Here is a 17381-nt window from a genome sequence, read left to right as displayed (position 1 = left end):
CGGCGCGGCAGTTTCATTGCCGCGCCGCTTCTTTTAGCGTTGCGGGCCAGCTTTCACCAGCGCAGCACCTGCGGCGTTATCCGTGTACTTGTCGAAGTTATCAATAAAGCGCTGCGCCAGACCTTCGGCGGCGGCGGTCCACTTCTCCTCACTCTCCCAGCTACGACGCGGATCGAGCGTATCACTATCCAGTTCGCCCAGCGTAACCGGCATCTGCAGATTAAAGATCGGCAGCGTTTCCATCGGCGCATCATCCAGCTCACCCGCCAGAATGGCATTGATAATGGCGCGGGTATTCTTCAGTGAGATGCGTTTGCCGCTGCCGTTCCAGCCGGTATTGACCAGATAAGCCTGCGCACCGGACGCCTCCATCCGTTTCACCAGCACTTCCGCATACTGCGTCGGATGCAGCATCAGGAACGCCGCGCCGAAACAGGCGGAGAAGGTGGGGGTCGGCTCAGTGACGCCACGCTCGGTCCCCGCCAGCTTGGCGGTGAAACCTGACAGGAAATGATACTGCGTCTGCTCCGGCGTCAGACGTGAAACCGGCGGCAGCACGCCAAACGCATCGGCGGTCAGGAAAATCACTTTCTTCGCGTGGCCCGCTTTTGAGACCGGCTGCACGATATTGTCGATGTGATTGATCGGATAGGAGACGCGGGTGTTTTCGGTTTTGCTGCCGTCGTCGTAATCGACGCTGCCATCTTCGCGAACCACCACATTTTCCAGCAGCGCATTGCGGCGAATGGCGCGGTAAATCTCCGGCTCAGCCTGCTCAGAGAGGTTGATGGTTTTGGCGTAGCAGCCGCCCTCGAAGTTAAACACGCCATCATCGTCCCAGCCGTGCTCATCGTCACCGATCAGCTGGCGGTCAGGATCGGTAGAGAGTGTGGTTTTGCCGGTGCCCGAGAGGCCAAAGAAGACCGCCACATCGCCCGCTTTACCCACATTTGCTGAGCAGTGCATTGAGGCGATGCCTTTCAGCGGCAGCAGGTAGTTCATGATGGCGAACAGTCCTTTCTTCATCTCGCCGCCGTACCAGGTTCCGCCAATCAGCTGCATGCGTTCAGTCAGATTAAAGGCGACAAAGTTTTCAGAGTGAAGACCCTGCGCCTGCCAGTCTGGATTGGTGCATTTGGCGCCGTTCATCACCACAAAGTCGGGAGTGAATTCGGCCAGTTCAGCGTCGTCAGGCTGGATGAACATGTTCTTCACGAAGTGTGCCTGCCAGGCCACTTCGGTGACAAAACGTACGCTCAGACGGGAATCGGCATTGGCACCACAGAACGCATCCACCACAAACAGGCGCTTGCCGGAAAGCTGGCGGGTGACGCAGCTTTTCAGCGCGTTCCAGGTCTCCTGCGACAGGGGCTGATTGTCGTTTTTGCCGGTGCCCTGGTCGTTCCACCACAGGGTATCGCGCGTGGTGTCGTCACGCACAATGTACTTATCCTTTGGCGATCGCCCGGTGAAAATCCCGGTGTCTACTGCAATCGCGCCGCTCTGCGTCAGGGTGCCACGAGCAAAACCTTCGAGGTCCGGGCGCGTCTCTTCCTGAAAAAGCGTGTCGTAATCAGGGTTGTAAACCACTTCCGTGGTATCCACGATGCCCAAAGCGGCAAGGTCTTGCGAGGTCAGGCCGTTAACGCGCATTTTACTGCTCCTTAAATCGGTGTCTGTTCTGCAAAGCAGAGATAGGTTGGGATCGTGCCACCGGCTGTTGTATCGGGTGCGGCAAATCACTGACAGTCGACTGCGCTTCGTCACGACAGCCTGCAAAGATCACCGGGCAATTCAGGGCATCTGCCTCTGACTTCCGGGCGTTTGCACGATCGCGCGCAGTTTACTCTTCTGCGTTAAGGGAAAAAGGGCAGTGATCTAAAAATGCGACTCAGGGCGCGTTAAGGCTATGTTTCGAACGTTTAAAAGATGTTATGAAAGTAAAAAAAGATAATTTGTCTGAAAAATTATGGGGATAGGCATGGGCGGCGGGGAAGGGGCGGCAGAAGCCGCCCGATAAATCAGTGAAGCTGGTTATTATTCTCAAGGGAGTGGCTGCGAATACCGGCGATATCGACGGCGTCAAACACGTAGTTTGAGCCGCAATAGTCGCAGTGCATGTCGATTTTGCCATCTTCCGCGATGATCTCATCAACCTCTTCCTGCGGCAGCGTGGTCAGTACTTCGCCACAGCGCTCACGCGAGCAGGTGCATTTGTAGATCACCGGCTGCGGATCGTAGAGGGTGACCTCTTCCTGATGGTAGAGACGCCACAGCGCTTCATTCGCAGGCAGATCGATCAGCTCTTCCGTTTTAATGGTTTCGGTCAGCGTTGCCAGATGGTCGAAAACCTCTTTCTCCGTATCCTGCGCCGGCATCACCTGCAGCAGAATACCCGCGGCGCCTTTGTCGCTGGTGCGGATAAACAGCCGCGTTGGCAACTGCTCTGAGCGCATGAAGTAATCTTCCAGGCACTCCGCCAGAGTTTCACCTTCCAGTCCCACCACTCCCTGATAACGTTCGCCCTTTTCAGGGGAAATGGTGATCACCAGATAGCCATTGCCCACCATGCTTTTCAGGGTACTGTCGTCCGGGATGTCGCCTTTGATACGCGCTACGCCGCGCAGTTCCTGGTTGTTGTTACCATTGATCACCGCCAGCGACAGCGGGCCGTCACCCTGCAATTGCACGGTGATTTCGCCATCAAACTTCAGCGTGGCAGTCAGCAGGCTGGTGGCGACCAGCATCTCACCCAGCAGCGTTTTAACCGGTGCCGGATAGTCATGGTTCTTTACGGTTTCACGCCAGGTGTCAGAGACGTTCACCAGCTCGCCGCGCACGGCGGCATTTTCAAACAGATAACGGTGCAGTTGATCCTGGGCTGACATATTTTTTCTCTCACTGGTACGGGGCGATGGCGCGTCAGCTAAGACGGCGTTATTCATCGCCCGATAATTTAAACTTCATCAAATCGCGACGCTCTTTTTTGTCAGGTCGCCGATCGGGATGGGGCATAGTCAGCGCATTCATTTTGCGCGCCTGCGCCATTTTTTCGCGTTTTTCAATGCTGGCATCGGTTTCGCGATAGAGCTGCTGGGCCTCGCTGGCGGGACGGCGCTGAGCGCTGATGTCCGCCACCACCACGGTGCGTTCATCGTTGCCCTGACGCAGTGTCAGTTCCGCATTCAGCTCTACCACCTTGCCGGGTTTGCTGCGCTGGCCGTTGTAATGCACTTTGCCGCCTTCAATCATCTCCCGCGCAATCGCCCGGGTTTTGTAAAAGCGCGCGGCCCACAGCCACTTGTCGAGGCGTACCTCTTCGCTGCTTTTCTCTTTCTTCATTGCTGCTCCTGACTCAGATCAGCGTCCGGTAGTCGCCGGTAGCGCGATGACGCTGAAAGATTTGCTCAGGACGACCCGAATCGGGGTTCTTTACGCCTAAGCACTCGCCGATGCCCCATGACGCCGCAGCATCCAGAATCACTTCGCTATCATCGATAAACAGCGTGCGCGGCGCAGAAATGCCGGTGTGCTGTTGTACCGCCTGCCATAAACGTTGGTCTTCTTTCGGATACCCAAAGGTATGGGTGGAAAGTAATAAATCAAGGTGCGGCGCTAAACCTGTCTGCGCCAGTTTGACGTCCAGATTGTAAGGATGCGCGTTGGTCAGCAGGATTGTGGACTTGCCCGCGCGGTGCAGAGCCTGCAAAAAAGGCAGCGTATCGTCACGCAGCGCAATGCGGCTGCGCATCGCCCAGGTCATGGCACGGATGTCCAGCGCCAGCGCTTCTGCCCAGTAATCCAGACAATACCAGTTTAGCGTATGGGCGACGGCCTGATACTTTTCCTCGATGATCGCTTCGGCTTCCGCCCGGGTGATGCCGCGTTGCTGACTGAGTTGTTCAGGCACATGCTCCAGCCAGAAGTGGCGATCAAACGCCAAATCCAGCAGCGTGCCATCCATGTCGAGCAGCACGGTATCAATCTCAGACCAGTTGAGCATGCGGATGTTTCACCCTGTAAAAAAACCGGGCGACAGGGTAGCACAGAAGGGCAGGGCTCAGAATATCGGGCGCACGCTCTGCAAAGTGCCGAGGTTATGATTGAAGCACTTGTCGTAATAGTGCTGGATATCGATCATGCGCTGGCGATTAAGGTGCATACGGCGCAGCGCCAGTAACCCATTGATCACACCGCAGGTTAACAGCACCAGCAGCAGCAATACGGTGCCGAGATAGCGCCACTGCGCCATGGCATCCGGTTCATTGTGCAGCACAATGTGACGCGTGCCGTTGGCATCCGTTGAAATGCTGGTGATGATGCCGCTGGCGCTGAAAGGCGTATGCAGCAGCATGGCGGAGATACGTTGCAGTTCGCGCCACTGAGAGGGCGGATCGAGGTCAAACAGCGACACGGTTGGCTGAGGCTGATTCACCAGCTGGCGACCCTCGTCGCTGACGATCAGGAACCCCCCTGGCGGCGGGCTGTTAAGATTTTCTGCCGCACGACGGGTTTCGCGGAAAAAGAAGGTCGAGGTGGCGGTATTGACCAGGTTTTCCAGGGCTTCGGCACTGACCGGCCGCAGCAGCACATTCATGCCGTTTAGCTGGCCGGAATCTGCGCGACGCATCAGCGCTTCCCAGTCTTTGGCATTGCCCAGGTTCACCAGCGCATTTTTCAGGCGCATACAATCCTGTGGTTGATTACAGAGATCCTGCGTTTTCATCACCAGATCGGAGAAGTCATCCAGCAGGATCATGCCGGACTTCTGAATCGCGGAGGCCAGCTGCGGATTCAGTTTAGGATCGGTATTGGTTTCCGGATGCAGCTGCTTTGTGGTGGTCTCCAGCAGAGCAGCGGCTTTATCAATAATGTCCGATTGTGGCTGCGGCAACGGCGTGGCGTTATTCCAGTAGACCGCCGAGCAGTCGAACGGCATGAAGGCGTAACTTCGGTTGCTCTGATAGTTGTCCGGCACCGAACACATGCCGGTACCGCTCACTTTGAGGTTGTCGCCAATATTCAGGGGCACGCTGCTGAGTTTATCGACGCTGCTGACCTCCAGGCTGTCAGTGCCCCTGGCCCAGGCCAGACTGAGTTTGATCGGCATGCCGAGCGGGATCCAGGTGACCAGCATGGTCAGCACCATCAGTGAACCGCAGGCCAGCACCACGTTTTTCCGCCAGCGCTGAATAGGGAAGTTTTTGACTTCATCCTGCAGCGACAGGAAGCGACCCTGACGCACCACCTGACGGTTAAGGTAGATCTCCACATCCGTCACCTGTCCGAGATCGTGCGCGACATAAGGCTGCCAGTGTGGTGGATAGGCGAGGTCAATAATCCCCAGTGTGATATTGCTCTGCTCCTGGTTCGATTCGCTGAACAGGCCCCAGCGCTTTGGCGCGCCGCGCAGGCAGTGTATGTCACGCAGGCCGCGCTCACCCGGAATGCGGTAGAGCAGCCACAGGCTGGCGGCAATCATGACTGCACCCGTCAGCACCAGCCAGATCATCAGCGTTGCGGGGACTAACAGGCTGAAGAAGAAGAGTAAGAAGGCAAGAGAGATGATCACCGCTTCACGCGTGCCATCTGGCCGCGACAGACGATACTCTTCAGGTGTCTCTTTGCGCACCTGCAGCAGTTCGACGTTTTCCGTTTCCGCTTTGCGGATAGAGGCGTTGGTCGACACCGGACGCATCAGCGTCGGCAGCGATTGCTGATCCACGGCGTAATCCACCAGCGAGTGGCCGTTCAGCGAGATCACCAGCGGAATAGATTGGGTGCGGATTAACTCAACGTAGTTTTCGTCGGCGATGTACTGTTCCCACAGCGGCGGCAGATGAACTTCAACTTCATCAAGGTAGTAGCGCCATTTATGGGGATCGTCCGTAGAGAGTCCGTAGCGGGTAATCGCACGGGTAACGGGGTAGACATTGTTGCTTTGTGCCGTCAGCGTCAGACGTTCGGACGCGCTGCGCTTATCGGTCGTCACCGTGGTACGGGGCTGCTTTTCCAGCGCGGCGACATACTTATCAACCGCCTCACGCTCCTGAGCAGAGAGTTTACGGCAGGGCGGACTGATAAATGGCAGAGGTTTCGCCAACGGCGGACGATGCCGCATAGCGTACCAGAACCCAATGCCTGCCAGGATTGAACAGGTCAGCACTATGGCCAGGATCATCAAGATTGTGCTCATGCTCTGCTCAATTCAGCCAAAATGCTGCCTTCACTTTAAACTTTCGCTTTCGGTTATGCTCACTATAAAAGAGGCATTCCGGAAGATTATATAACCCTGAGGAGTCAGACACCCGATGAAATAGTGCCAGCGTATATCTGATTAGCATTTGTTAAACCCTGCCTTGTCCGAATGGTAACCGGCTCAGACTGGATTAAATATCGGTATTATCTGAAACTTATCGCAGCATATTGACTAATGCAAATTTAGTCTTAACTGATAACCAAAGGCTGTTATTCAATCGATGTAATCTGTGTAACGATAACGTGATTGTCTGACTGTCGCACAATTGCCTGTGGTTAGGTATGCTAATTCGCTCCAGATAGCCGGCGCAAAATAATTTGAGGCTGATATGAAAATTCCAAAAAAACCTGACATCCTCAATATCACCGCCGTGGCACGTTCACGGTTATTCACCATTGAATCGGTCGATCTGACTTTCAGCAATGGTGCGCATCGCGTTTATGAGCGGATGAAGCCCTCAGAGCGTGAAGCGGTGATGATTGTGCCGATTATTGATGACCATCTGATCCTGATTCAGGAGTATGCCGTCGGACTGGAAACCTATGAGCTTGGTTTCCCCAAGGGGCTGATCGATTCAGGTGAAACCGTGAATGAAGCGGCAGTTCGCGAACTGAAAGAAGAGGTCGGTTTTGGTGCCGAACAGCTGACAACGCTGGGCAAACTCACCATGGCGCCCTCCTACTTTTCCAGCAAAATGAACATTGTGGTGGCGGAAGGTCTCTACGCTGAAAAGCTGGAAGGCGATGAGCCGGAGCCGCTGATTGTCCACCGCTGGCCGCTGAGCGATATGATGTCGCTGCTGGATGAACCCGATTTCCGCGAGGCACGTAATGTCAGTGCGCTGTTTATGGCGCGCGAATGGCTGGTGAAGCAGGGACGGCTGAGTTACTGAATATCATCTGTGACTGAATAAAAAAGGCCGACTGACGTCGGCCTTTTTTACAGTGCGGTTTCGTGGGTCACATCAGAACAGCTCGTGACTCTCACCGTTATCCATAATGGTGGTACCCACATCATGAACCGAATATTCGGTTGGCTGGGTGCCATTGATGAAGTACTCCTGACGGGTGTTACCCCCTCCATTTGCCAGCTTGCCGGTGCTGCGATCGATCGTCACCGTGACCACGCCATCCGGCGGTGTTAACGGCTGCACCGGTACGCCATCCAGCGCACTCTTCATGTACTCATCCCATGCCGGTTGTGCGCTCTTCGCACCGCCTTCATAGCCCGAAATCTGATCGGGAATGGCGCCGGAGAGCGTGCTGCGGCCCAGATTGCGGCGCGCATCATCAAAGCCGATCCAGACTGAGGTGACCACGCCAGGGCCGTAACCCGAGAACCAGGCATCTTTCGAGCTGTTAGTGGTACCGGTTTTACCGCCGATATCATTACGCTTAAGGTCACGCCCGGCACGCCAGCCTGTTCCCATCCAGCCCGGTTCGCCAAAGATGTTACTGTTCAGCGCGCTCTTGATCAGGAAGGTGAGCGGGGTGTTGATCACGTGCGGTGCATATTGCTGCTCACCCTGTTGTGCCTGAGCGGGAACCTGCTCCAGTTCAGGCTGAGGAACGGCCTGATTCTGGTTGTTATTTGAGGCAGCAACGTTCTCGACGCTCTCTTCATTCAGGGCCAGCGCTTTTTTGGTCTCGCCATAGATCACCGGCAGATTGCACTGCGGGCAGGCGATCTTCGGTTTCTCTTCAAATACGAGGCCGCCCTGTTCGTTCTCAATCCGGGTGATGAAGTAAGGATCGACCAGGAAGCCGCCATTCGCCATCACGGAGTAGCCGCGCACCACCTGTAACGGGGTAAACGAGGCCGCACCTAATGCCAGCGATTCGGTATGAACAATGTTCTGAGCCGGGAAACCAAAGCGCTGCAGATACTCAGCAGCGTAATCCACGCCCATCGCACGCATCGCACGCACCATCACCACGTTTTTCGACTGGCCTAAACCCTGACGCAGACGAATCGGACCATCGTAAGTTGGCGGTGAGTTCTTGGGACGCCAGTCAGCACCCGCACCCGCATCCCAGCGTGAAATCGGCACATCGTTAAGGATTGAGGCGAGCGTCAGCCCGCGATCCATTGCGGCGGTATAGAGGAAAGGCTTGATGTTAGAGCCGACCTGACGCAGCGCCTGGGTCGCACGGTTAAACATGCTCTGGTTAAAGGCAAAGCCGCCTACCAGCGCGCGCACCGCACCATCATTCGGATCCAGCGAGACCAGCGCCGAGTTCACATCCGGCACCTGGCCCAGCCACCACTCATCACCCACTTTGCGCACCCAGATCTGCTGGCCGGCCTGCAATACCTGCGTCACGCTTTTCGGCGTCGGGCCCTGCACGGTGTCAGACTTATAAGGACGCGCCCAGCGCACACCCGCTAATGCCAGCGACACATTGCTGCCATCTTTCAGCATCACCGTCGCTTCATCGCTGCGCGCTTCCGTTACTACTGCCGGATTGAGCGGACCATAGACCGGCAGCGTCTTCAGCGCTTTCTCAATTTTCGTCTGATCCCAGGCCGGTTCACCCACTTTCCACAGCACGCTGGTCGGGCCGCGATAGCCATGACGCATATCGTAGGCCATGACGTTATTGCGAACTGAGGTCTGCGCGGCTTCCTGCAGGCGACGGGTCACGGTGGTGTAGACCTTGTAACCGTCGGTGTAGGCATTCTCACCGTAGCGTTTCACCATCTCCTGACGCACCATCTCGCTGAGATAGGGGGCAGAGAAAGCGATTTCCGGACCGTGATACTTCGCGACCAGCGGCGTATTACGCGCCTCGTCATACTGCTGCTGCGTGATGTAATGCTGATCCAGCATACGCGCCAGCACCACGTTGCGGCGCGACAGGGCACGACTCGGCGAGTAAAGCGGGTTAAAGGTGGAAGGGGCTTTCGGCAGACCGGCAATCATCGCCATCTCACTCAGCGACAGCTGGTCAACCGGCTTACCAAAATAGACCTGTGAGGCTGCGCCAACGCCATAAGCACGGTAGCCGAGGTAGATCTTATTCAGGTAGAGCTCAAGGATTTCATCTTTGTTCAGCAACTGCTCAATGCGGATCGCCAGGAACGCTTCCTTTATTTTACGCATCAGGGTGCGTTCCGGACTCAGGAAGAAGTTACGGGCCAGCTGCTGAGTGATAGTACTGGCACCCTGTGAGGCGTGACCGGAGACCAGCGCAACGCTGGCCGCACGGAAAATACCCACCGGATCAACACCATGGTGCTCATAAAAACGGCTATCTTCGGTCGCAATAAACGCTTTCACCATCACAGGTGGCACTTGCTGCAGAGTCAAAGGAATACGGCGCATTTCGCCATACTGGGCGATCAGATCGCCATCGGCGCTGTAAACCTGCATAGGGGTTTGCAGACGCACATCTTTCAGTGTGTTTACGTCGGGCAGCTGCGGCTCTATGTATTTGTATAAACCATAAATCGAGCCAGCTCCCAACAGGATGCAACACACTGCAAGGATCAATAAATACTTTACGAACTTCACCTGGAATTTCCCATCTGTTGTCGTTTGAGCAGTTTATAAACAACCGCGCGGTAGTATAAAGGCAAGCCAGACGCTTTGATATGTCCATTTTCCCGGACGATAAGGAGATCGCGCGTATGGCTTTTCATACCTGGCAAATTGGGCTGGATATTCAGAATAGGCAGATTTGCGCCCTGGCCCTCCAGCCTCGTCGTGATGGCTGGCAGCTACGCCACTGGTGGCAGCAGCGGCTGCCGCAAGATACGTTAAGAAACGGCGTGCTGCAATCTTCGCCTGAATTACTGGCGGCCTTAACGACCTGGCGTCAGCGGTTACCACGCCGTTATTCGCTGCGGGTCGGATTGCCTGCCCAGCTGGTGCTGCAGCGCCAGCTCCCCCTTCCTGCGCAGTCGCTGAAGGAGCCCGCGCTGGGGCACTACGTGCAGGCGGCCGCGCGCCGTCTCTTTCCGCTGGAGCCCGCTGCGCTGGCGCTGGATTACCGGCCGGATGTGCAGAGCGGGCAGCTCTGCGTCACGGCAGCGCGGCTGGAGATTATCGACCAGTGGGCGGCACCCCTGTTGCAGGCAGGTTTAAAACCGCAGGTGTTCGAACTGACCACCGAGGCGCTGAAGCGGTTAGCCCGGCAGGCAGCGCTGCAGGACGATGCGGTACTGGTTCTGCAGCAGGATAACCGCTGGCTCTGGAGCGATGCGCACACCGCTGCTGACACAGGCGAAGCCACCACGCTGGAGGCACTGCAACGGCAGGCCTTTCCCGGGGCGCGTTCTGTCGCCTGGTGTACTGCAGAGCAGGCGCCGTTGCCTGCAGACGTTAGCGCGTTTTCCCCTTTTGATCTGTTTCGTTATAAGCAGCCACCTTTGCCGGAGAATCCGGGCGCTTTTGCGCTGGCGGCCGGGCTGGCGCTGCGCGACGGAGATGAGTGATGGTCGCGGTTAATCTGCTGCCCTGGCGGCAGCGCCGTCGGCAACAGCAGCGGCGACAGAGCCTGGTCGTGCTGTCACTGGCGACTGGCGCCCTGTTACTGGTGGTGATGCAGCAAACCTGGCGGATCCAGCAGACGCGTCAGCAGGTGGCGCAGGCGAGCAGGACGCAGCAGCAGGCGCTGGAAAGCCTGGGGCAGCAGTTAGCGCAACAGAAGCAGTTACTGGAGCAGCTCGCGGTCGTGCAAAAACAGCAGGCGAAGCATCGCCAGCAGGCTGCACAACTGGCCGCCTGGCAGCAGTTCTGGCTCGATTTACCCGCGTTGCTGCCCGACACCGCCTGGCTGACCCGGCTGGAGAAGCGCGACAACCATCTGACACTGGAGGGGCAGGCACAGGATATGGCGGCAGTCCGACAGTTCCGCCAGCAATTAACCACTGTGGCCCTGTTTGGTCTGGTGAAGCAGGGCGGGGTTAAGCGTCAGGCTGATGGCCATTATCGGTTTTCACTGCGGGCAGAGATGCAGGAGGTGAACAGTGAGTGAATGGTGGGAGCGCTGGTGGCAGATGGCCGCTATTGCGCGCTATGGCATGCTCGCCGCGCTCTTATCCGGTCTGCTGCTGCTCTCGTGGATCCTGTGGTTACGGCCACAGCAGCAGGCGCTCATTGCTGAACAGCAGACGCTGTTGCAGTTGACCCGCACTCTGCAGCTGCGCCAGCACCAGTGGCGTCAGAACCCTGATAATGCACAGTTGCAGGCGCAGCTGCAGTCGATGCAGATCGCGAGATCAGCATCTGCATCGGGCCGAGCAGTGGAAGAGATCCTGGCGGCACGCCGTAGCCAGCTGGAAGAGTGGCAGCCGGACGCCCCCTCACGCATGCTGACGCTGCATCTGCAGTGGCCGGCGTTCCAGTCGCTTTTTGCCGAGCTGGCCCAGGCCTCCGCACCGTTTCCGGTGCATTTCCAGCTGCTGGCGCAGCCGCAGTACCTGGTGGCTCAACTCTGGCTGGAACCTGACGATGCGCCATAGTCTGCTGATTTTACTGTTGTGCTGTGGCGGCGTACTGGCGCGCGATCCGTTCCGGCCTGTAGCCGGTTCCGTCTGTGAGGCGTCAGTGGAACCGCTCACCGGCTGGCGTCTGCAGGGGATTATTGGCCGGGAGGCGCATTTCCATGCCTGGCTGCTGACCCCGCAGGGAGAGAGTATTACGGCCCGCACCGGCAAGCCATTTCCATTCGCACCCTGGCAACTGGCGGATATGACCCGCCGCAGCCTCACCTTAGCGGTGGCGAATAGCTGCAACGCACAACAGACCGTATTTTATTTAAAAGGACGTTCGCATGATAAGGATAACCACTCTGCTGCTGCTACTAAGCTGCCTGCTGCCGGTTTACGCCGCTGATGAGGAGCCTCTCAGTCTGACTTTTGATAACGCTCCGGTAGAGCGTATTTTGCAGGCGCTGGCTGACTATCAGCAGATCAATCTGATGATTGCGCCAGAGGTTGAAGGTTCGTTATCGCTGCGGCTGGATAACCTGCCCTGGCATCAGGCGCTCGACCTGGTGGCGCGCATGGCAAAGCTGACGCTGGTTGAACAGGATAATGTCTTGCTGGTCTATCCGGAAAGCTGGCAGCAGGCTCAGCAGCAGGCACGTGAGGCTGAGCAGCAGTCGCAGTTGCAGCAGGTTCCTTTGCAACAGCGCGCTGTGATATTGCGTTATGCCAGCGCCAGCGAGGTGTATGCCAGCCTGCTGAGTGAGCGTCAGTCGCTGATGACACCACGCGGTAGCGTGACGGTCGACAAACGCACCAACGCATTGTTACTGCGCGATAGTGCGGCGGCTTTAAAAGAGACGGAGCGCTGGATACGGGCGCTGGATCTGCCACTGGAACAGATTGAACTGTCAGCCCACATCGTCACTATCAGCGAGGAGCATCTGCAGGAGCTGGGCGTGAAGTGGGGATTGCAGGCGGGGGACGCCGCCGTAACAGATATCCTGCATCATCCCCGGCTGGATGTTCCGCTGGCGGTGAGTTCACCCGGCATCAGCGTGGGTATGGCGCTGGCGCGCATCGGGGGGCAGCTTCTGGATCTGGAGTTAAGTGCGCTGGAGCAGGAGAACCAGATTGAAATTATCGCCAGTCCGCGCCTCTTTACCTCACATCAGCAGACCGCTTCGATTAAGCAGGGCACAGAAATTCCTTATGAAGTGTCGGCAGGAAACAGCGGTGCCACCAGTATTGAGTTTAAAGAAGCGGTACTGGGTATGGAGGTGACACCGACGATTTCCGGCAATGGCCGCATCCAGCTGAAGATCCATATCAGTCAGAATATGCCGGGTCGCAGCATCAGAACCGGCGATAGCGACATATTATCCATCGATAAACAGGAAATTGAGACTCAGGTCACGGTCAGTGACGGGCAAACACTGGCGTTAGGCGGTATCTTTCAGCAGCAGCGCACCCGCGGACAGAATCAGGTGCCGCTACTGGGAAATGTGCCGCTGATTGGCGGGTTGTTTCGCCAGCAATCTGATCAGCGCAAAAAAAGAGAGCTGGTGATCTTCATTACGCCGCGATTGGTCAGGGAAGCAGCGCTTACGGCTGGATAAAACGGAAAATGCGTCCCTTAAGGCCATCTGCGTTGACGCAGGAGAGGAATTAGCTTACAAGGTTTAGCGATTTTCAATACGGTGTAACCGTCTATGCTGGGTAAATCCCGGCAAACAGATCAGAAAACTCCTCTGTACGCAGCGTTGTAAAGACGCAGCGCTGGCGCGTTACAGTTTCGCGAACACAGGCCAATTCAGAAATGGATGTGCTGAAGGCAATATAATCGGTTGCCAAACAGCCTTGAGTGTTGAGATAATTTTTCATCTGACTCTTGCTAACGCTCATGAGGTCTCAGTTCCTGTCCCGCCAGCAAATGCTGAACGCGGGGTATCATTAACGAATTCTTAGTAATACCGACAAAATGGCAGAGAAACGCAATATCTTTCTGGTTGGGCCGATGGGTGCCGGCAAAAGCACTATTGGCCGTCAGTTGGCTCAGCAACTCAACATGGAGTTCTTCGATTCCGATCAGGAAATTGAGCGACGCACCGGAGCGGATGTGGGCTGGGTTTTTGATGTCGAAGGCGAAGCTGGCTTTCGCGATCGCGAAGAAAAAATCATTAACGAACTGACCGAGAAGCAAGGCATCGTCCTGGCGACAGGCGGTGGTTCCGTCAAATCCCGGGAAACGCGTAATCGTCTCTCCGCCCGCGGTGTTGTGGTTTATCTTGAAACCACCATCGAGAAGCAACTGGCGCGCACCCAACGTGACAAAAAACGTCCGTTGCTGCAGGTGGATTCACCGCCGCGTGAAGTGCTCGAAGCGCTGGCTGGCGAACGTAACCCGCTCTACGAAGAGATCGCCGATGTAACCATTCGCACAGATGATCAGAGTGCGAAAGTGGTGGCGAATCAGATTATCCACATGTTGGAAAAAAGTTGATCCAACGTTCGAAGGCTCCTTAACAGGTATCGGGCATCATGGAGAAGATCACCGTCTCACTGGGGGAACGCAGTTACCCCATCACTATCGCTGCCGGACTGTTTAACGATCCGGCTTCTTTTTGGCCGCTAACCGCGGGCGAAAACGCCATGGTGGTGACAAACCAGACGCTGGCTCCGCTTTATCTTGACCAGCTGACGGCGCTGCTGACGGCGGCAGGTGTAAAAGTGGATCAGGTGATCTTACCCGACGGCGAGCAATATAAGACGCTGGCCGTGATGGATCAGGTTTTTACCGCGCTCCTGCAAAAGCCGCACGGTCGTGATACGACGCTTATCGCCTTAGGCGGCGGCGTCATTGGCGATCTTACCGGTTTTGCTGCGGCCAGTTATCAGCGTGGCGTACGCTTTATTCAGGTACCGACCACCTTACTGTCGCAGGTCGACTCTTCGGTTGGCGGCAAAACGGCCGTTAACCATCCGCTGGGCAAAAACATGATCGGCGCGTTTTATCAACCCGCGTCGGTGGTGATTGATACTGCCTGTCTGCAGACGTTGCCCGCGCGCGAACTGGCGTCGGGTCTGGCGGAAGTGATTAAGTACGGCATCATCCTCGACGGTGCGTTTTTCCAGTGGCTGGAGCAGAATCTTGATGCCCTGCTGGCGCTGGATGAACAGGCGCTGGCGTACTGCATTCGTCGCTGCTGTGAACTGAAAGCCGAAGTCGTGGCCGCCGATGAACGTGAAAACGGTCAGCGGGCGTTGCTGAATCTGGGCCATACTTTTGGTCATGCGATTGAAGCACACATGGGCTATGGCAACTGGCTGCACGGTGAAGCGATTGCAGCGGGCATGGTGATGGCGGCACGCACGGCTGAACGCCTGGGGCAGTTCCAGGCACAGGAGACGGACCGCATTATTGCTCTGTTCCTGCGTGCCGGTTTGCCGGTAAATGGGCCGGAGGCGATGAGTGCGGAGATGTATCTGCCGCACATGATGCGCGATAAAAAAGTTCTGGCGGGCGAATTGCGGCTGGTACTCCCGCTGTCGATTGGCCGCTCTGAAGTGCGTGGTGGCGTGGCACATGATATGGTGCTGGCTGCAATTAATGATTGTCAGCAATCCTGAGATTAAGCAGTTGAGTGGTGACGCGGCGCGCAGGGTGCGCAGTGCGGAATGCCGCTTTACGGAGGAGGCAAAATGGATGAGTTTAAACCGGAAGATGAGTTAAAACCTGACGCCAGCGATCGCCGTCCCTCGCGCCCTCGTAAGTCGTCTCCCGCAGCCAAAATACCGGTTTCGCGCCAGCGCATCATGATGGGTGTCGGGATCCTGGTTCTGCTGTTACTGGTACTGGGTATTGGTTCGGCGCTGAATGGCCCGGATGAGAAAAAACCTGCGACTGCGGGCAATACGCCTGCCGCTGGCGGCGGTTCCGGCAGTGAGAAGAATATCGACCTGGCCGGCTCCTCTTCCATGTCAGGTGGACAGACGACGCCAACCGGCGGGCAGACCACGCCAGCTACCAGCGAAAATAACGCGGCGACCAGCGGTAATGCTGCGTCTGACCCGCAGCGCGACGTCTCAATGCCGCCTGTGGCTTCAACGCCTACGCAGGCCGCCCCTGTTGACACGCCAGCAAATCAGCAGCGTGTCACGCTGCCGGGCGATCTGAACAGCGCGCTGAGTAATCAGCAGCAGCAGGTCGACAGTGCCGCGATGGGCACGCAGGGTGGCAGTTCACTGCCAACGGCGCCTGCCACGGTCAGCGGCAATGCCGGAACGGCTGCGAATCCGGTTACGGCCCCAGCAGGCCGTCAGACGCCAAACAAATCAAACGCTTCTGCCCGTCCGGCGCACGATTCATCGCATAAAACTGCTTCGAAGCCTGCAACCCGTGACAGCAAAACACATACCACGCCAGCACGTACGCCAGCCCCTTCTGCTCCGGCCACTGCGGCGGCAGGCAGCAGTTCAGCCAGCAAATCATTACCAGGCGGCAGCTATACCCTGCAGCTGAGCGGTGCATCGAAGGCGGAAAGCCTGAATGCCTGGGCTAAGCAGCAGAATCTGAGTGGGTATCACGTCTACAAAACCACCCGTAACGGTCAGTCGTGGTACGTGCTGGTGAGTGGTTCCTATGCCACACCGGCTGATGCCAAACGCGCGGTAGCCTCACTGCCTGCCGAAGTGCGTGCGAAGAACCCGTGGGTTAAACCAGTAAGCCAGGTGAAGAAAGAAGCCAGCCAATAGCGGATGTGGGGCCAGTTTCTGGCCCCGTTTTAAGCGCAGATCTGCTGTCGGTCCAGCCACAGCCTCACAATAAGATGTAATAACCACGACAGCATGAAAAAAAATCGCGCTTTCCTGAAATGGGCAGGGGGAAAATTTCCCTTAGTAGAAGAGATCCATCGCCATCTGCCGCAAGGCGACTGTCTGGTAGAACCCTTTGTTGGCGCGGGTTCGGTGTTTCTGAACACTGAATTTGATCGCTACCATCTGGCTGATATCAACAGTGACCTGATTAATCTCTATAACATTGTTAAAACGCGCACGGCGGATTTCATCCGTGACGCGCAGCTGCTGTTTACGCCGGAAAGTAACAACGAGATCTGTTATTACCAGCGTCGCACCGAATTTAACACCAGCACCGACGCCTACCTGCGCGCGCTGTTGTTCCTCTATCTGAACCGTCACTGTTACAACGGCCTCTGTCGCTATAACCTGCGTGGCGAGTTCAACGTGCCGTTTGGCCGCTATCGCAAACCCTACTTTCCTGAAGCAGAACTGTTATGGTTTGCCGAGCGTGCGCAAAAAGCGACGTTTGTCTGTGAATCGTACGATGTTACCCTGACCAATGCCGGTAAAGGCTCGGTAGTCTATTGCGATCCGCCTTATGCGCCGCTGTCGGCAACGGCCAATTTCACGGCTTATCACACCAACAGCTTCAGCCTGCGTGAGCAGGAGAACCTGGCGGCGTTAGCGGCAAAGCTGGCTTCGTCGGAGAACCGGATACCGGTACTGATTTCTAACCACGACACTGCACTGACGCGTTTATGGTATCAGGATGCAGAGTTACATGTGGTCAAAGCCCGGCGTTCTATCAGCCGAAGCATAACGGGTCGCACCAAGGTCGACGAACTGCTGGCACTTTATAGCTAGTCTGTTTCGTCCGCGACCAACGCATTAC

Annotated in this window: 17 protein-coding genes; 10 read left to right on the top strand and 7 right to left on the bottom strand. The window is 56.6% G+C overall.

Going from position 1 to position 17381, the window contains the following annotated elements:
• Positions 1–33 precede the first annotated feature (33 nt).
• From pckA to ACMGGP_RS16380, 5 genes are all read right to left on the bottom strand, one after another.
• Positions 34–1653: a phosphoenolpyruvate carboxykinase (ATP) gene (gene pckA, locus ACMGGP_RS16400; RefSeq protein ID WP_010253165.1), complete on the bottom strand. Its 1620-nt coding sequence runs from the start codon at positions 1651–1653 to the stop codon at positions 34–36.
• A gap of 368 nt (positions 1654–2021) precedes the next feature.
• Complete coding sequence (gene hslO, locus ACMGGP_RS16395; protein ID WP_010671560.1) at positions 2022–2888, bottom strand: Hsp33 family molecular chaperone HslO; 867 nt, start codon at positions 2886–2888, stop codon at positions 2022–2024.
• Between the two features lie 49 nt (positions 2889–2937).
• Positions 2938–3342 (bottom strand): ribosome-associated heat shock protein Hsp15, encoded by a 405-nt coding sequence (gene hslR / locus ACMGGP_RS16390; protein ID WP_010253159.1) that lies wholly within the window; start codon positions 3340–3342, stop codon positions 2938–2940.
• Positions 3343–3355: 13 nt separating this feature from the next.
• The gene (gene yrfG, locus ACMGGP_RS16385; RefSeq protein WP_498798641.1) at positions 3356–4003 is read right to left on the bottom strand and encodes a GMP/IMP nucleotidase; all 648 of its coding nucleotides are present in this window, start codon (positions 4001–4003) and stop codon (positions 3356–3358) included.
• A 57-nt stretch (positions 4004–4060) separates the two neighbouring features.
• Positions 4061–6196, bottom strand: coding sequence for an intracellular growth attenuator family protein (locus ACMGGP_RS16380; RefSeq protein ID WP_033773015.1), 2136 nt, complete (start codon positions 6194–6196; stop codon positions 4061–4063).
• 391 nt (positions 6197–6587) lie between these two features.
• On the opposite strand from ACMGGP_RS16380, the gene nudE reads away from it, so the two are divergent.
• Positions 6588–7151 carry an ADP compounds hydrolase NudE gene (nudE, locus tag ACMGGP_RS16375; protein WP_010671562.1) on the top strand — a complete coding sequence of 188 codons (564 nt, stop codon included), beginning with the start codon at positions 6588–6590 and terminating at the stop codon, positions 7149–7151.
• Positions 7152–7223: 72 nt separating this feature from the next.
• On the opposite strand, the gene mrcA is transcribed toward nudE, so the two are convergent.
• Entirely contained in the window at positions 7224–9773 is a 2550-nt protein-coding gene (gene mrcA, locus ACMGGP_RS16370) for a peptidoglycan glycosyltransferase/peptidoglycan DD-transpeptidase MrcA (RefSeq protein WP_022624040.1), read from the bottom strand.
• Positions 9774–9889: 116 nt separating this feature from the next.
• On the opposite strand from mrcA, the gene pilM reads away from it, so the two are divergent.
• From pilM to hofQ, 5 genes are read left to right on the top strand one after another with little or no spacing between them, the layout of a single operon-like run.
• Positions 9890–10696 (top strand): type IV pilus biogenesis protein PilM, encoded by an 807-nt coding sequence (pilM, locus tag ACMGGP_RS16365; protein ID WP_498798640.1) that lies wholly within the window; start codon positions 9890–9892, stop codon positions 10694–10696.
• Positions 10696–11238 (top strand): PilN domain-containing protein, encoded by a 543-nt coding sequence (locus ACMGGP_RS16360; protein ID WP_010253142.1) that lies wholly within the window; start codon positions 10696–10698, stop codon positions 11236–11238. The genes pilM and ACMGGP_RS16360 overlap by 1 nt, the downstream gene beginning before the upstream one ends.
• On the top strand, positions 11231–11725 hold the full coding sequence (locus ACMGGP_RS16355) for a HofO family protein (protein WP_498798639.1): 495 nt from the start codon (positions 11231–11233) through the stop codon (positions 11723–11725). The genes ACMGGP_RS16360 and ACMGGP_RS16355 overlap by 8 nt, the downstream gene beginning before the upstream one ends.
• Positions 11715–12098: a HofP DNA utilization family protein gene (locus tag ACMGGP_RS16350; RefSeq protein ID WP_062759602.1), complete on the top strand. Its 384-nt coding sequence runs from the start codon at positions 11715–11717 to the stop codon at positions 12096–12098. Before ACMGGP_RS16355 ends, ACMGGP_RS16350 begins: the two co-directional genes overlap by 11 nt.
• Positions 12037–13308 carry a DNA uptake porin HofQ gene (gene hofQ / locus ACMGGP_RS16345; RefSeq protein WP_074399338.1) on the top strand — a complete coding sequence of 424 codons (1272 nt, stop codon included), beginning with the start codon at positions 12037–12039 and terminating at the stop codon, positions 13306–13308. The genes ACMGGP_RS16350 and hofQ overlap by 62 nt, the downstream gene beginning before the upstream one ends.
• A 91-nt stretch (positions 13309–13399) precedes the next feature.
• Here hofQ and ACMGGP_RS16340 read toward each other — a convergent pair whose 3' ends face one another.
• The gene (locus ACMGGP_RS16340) at positions 13400–13573 is read right to left on the bottom strand and encodes a hypothetical protein (RefSeq protein WP_223265993.1); all 174 of its coding nucleotides are present in this window, start codon (positions 13571–13573) and stop codon (positions 13400–13402) included.
• 97 nt (positions 13574–13670) lie between these two features.
• On the opposite strand from ACMGGP_RS16340, the gene aroK reads away from it, so the two are divergent.
• From aroK to dam, 4 genes are all read left to right on the top strand, one after another.
• A complete protein-coding gene (gene aroK / locus ACMGGP_RS16335; RefSeq protein WP_003852989.1) occupies positions 13671–14192 on the top strand; it encodes a shikimate kinase AroK in 522 nt (173 codons plus the stop codon).
• A 38-nt stretch (positions 14193–14230) separates the two neighbouring features.
• Positions 14231–15319, top strand: coding sequence for a 3-dehydroquinate synthase (aroB, locus tag ACMGGP_RS16330; protein WP_187495012.1), 1089 nt, complete (start codon positions 14231–14233; stop codon positions 15317–15319).
• A 72-nt stretch (positions 15320–15391) separates the two neighbouring features.
• On the top strand, positions 15392–16444 hold the full coding sequence (locus tag ACMGGP_RS16325) for an SPOR domain-containing protein (protein WP_045139564.1): 1053 nt from the start codon (positions 15392–15394) through the stop codon (positions 16442–16444).
• Between the two features lie 93 nt (positions 16445–16537).
• Positions 16538–17353, top strand: a complete 816-nt coding sequence (dam, locus tag ACMGGP_RS16320; protein WP_022624047.1) for an adenine-specific DNA-methyltransferase — start codon at positions 16538–16540, stop codon at positions 17351–17353.
• Positions 17354–17381: the final 28 nt, after the last annotated feature.

The organism is Curtobacterium sp. BNK-1, assembly GCF_048685235.1.
Classification (GTDB): domain Bacteria; phylum Pseudomonadota; class Gammaproteobacteria; order Enterobacterales; family Enterobacteriaceae; genus Pantoea; species Pantoea agglomerans.
Note: the sequence above shows the minus strand (reverse complement) of the source record. Positions and strands in the feature narration are given on the sequence as shown.

Excerpts from the sequence above, each read along its gene's own strand:
- pckA (WP_010253165.1), bottom strand. The coding sequence starts at position 1,653 with ATGCGCGTTAACGGCCTGACCTCGCAAGACCTTGCCGCTTTGGGCATC.
- hslO (WP_010671560.1), bottom strand. The coding sequence starts at position 2,888 with ATGTCAGCCCAGGATCAACTGCACCGTTATCTGTTTGAAAATGCCGCC.
- hslR (WP_010253159.1), bottom strand. The coding sequence starts at position 3,342 with ATGAAGAAAGAGAAAAGCAGCGAAGAGGTACGCCTCGACAAGTGGCTG.
- yrfG (WP_498798641.1), bottom strand. The coding sequence starts at position 4,003 with ATGCTCAACTGGTCTGAGATTGATACCGTGCTGCTCGACATGGATGGC.
- ACMGGP_RS16380 (WP_033773015.1), bottom strand. The coding sequence starts at position 6,196 with ATGAGCACAATCTTGATGATCCTGGCCATAGTGCTGACCTGTTCAATC.
- nudE (WP_010671562.1), top strand. The coding sequence starts at position 6,588 with ATGAAAATTCCAAAAAAACCTGACATCCTCAATATCACCGCCGTGGCA.
- pilM (WP_498798640.1), top strand. The coding sequence starts at position 9,890 with ATGGCTTTTCATACCTGGCAAATTGGGCTGGATATTCAGAATAGGCAG.
- ACMGGP_RS16360 (WP_010253142.1), top strand. The coding sequence starts at position 10,696 with ATGGTCGCGGTTAATCTGCTGCCCTGGCGGCAGCGCCGTCGGCAACAG.
- ACMGGP_RS16350 (WP_062759602.1), top strand. The coding sequence starts at position 11,715 with ATGCGCCATAGTCTGCTGATTTTACTGTTGTGCTGTGGCGGCGTACTG.
- hofQ (WP_074399338.1), top strand. The coding sequence starts at position 12,037 with ATGATAAGGATAACCACTCTGCTGCTGCTACTAAGCTGCCTGCTGCCG.
- ACMGGP_RS16340 (WP_223265993.1), bottom strand. The coding sequence starts at position 13,573 with ATGAAAAATTATCTCAACACTCAAGGCTGTTTGGCAACCGATTATATT.
- aroK (WP_003852989.1), top strand. The coding sequence starts at position 13,671 with ATGGCAGAGAAACGCAATATCTTTCTGGTTGGGCCGATGGGTGCCGGC.
- aroB (WP_187495012.1), top strand. The coding sequence starts at position 14,231 with ATGGAGAAGATCACCGTCTCACTGGGGGAACGCAGTTACCCCATCACT.
- ACMGGP_RS16325 (WP_045139564.1), top strand. The coding sequence starts at position 15,392 with ATGGATGAGTTTAAACCGGAAGATGAGTTAAAACCTGACGCCAGCGAT.
- dam (WP_022624047.1), top strand. The coding sequence starts at position 16,538 with ATGAAAAAAAATCGCGCTTTCCTGAAATGGGCAGGGGGAAAATTTCCC.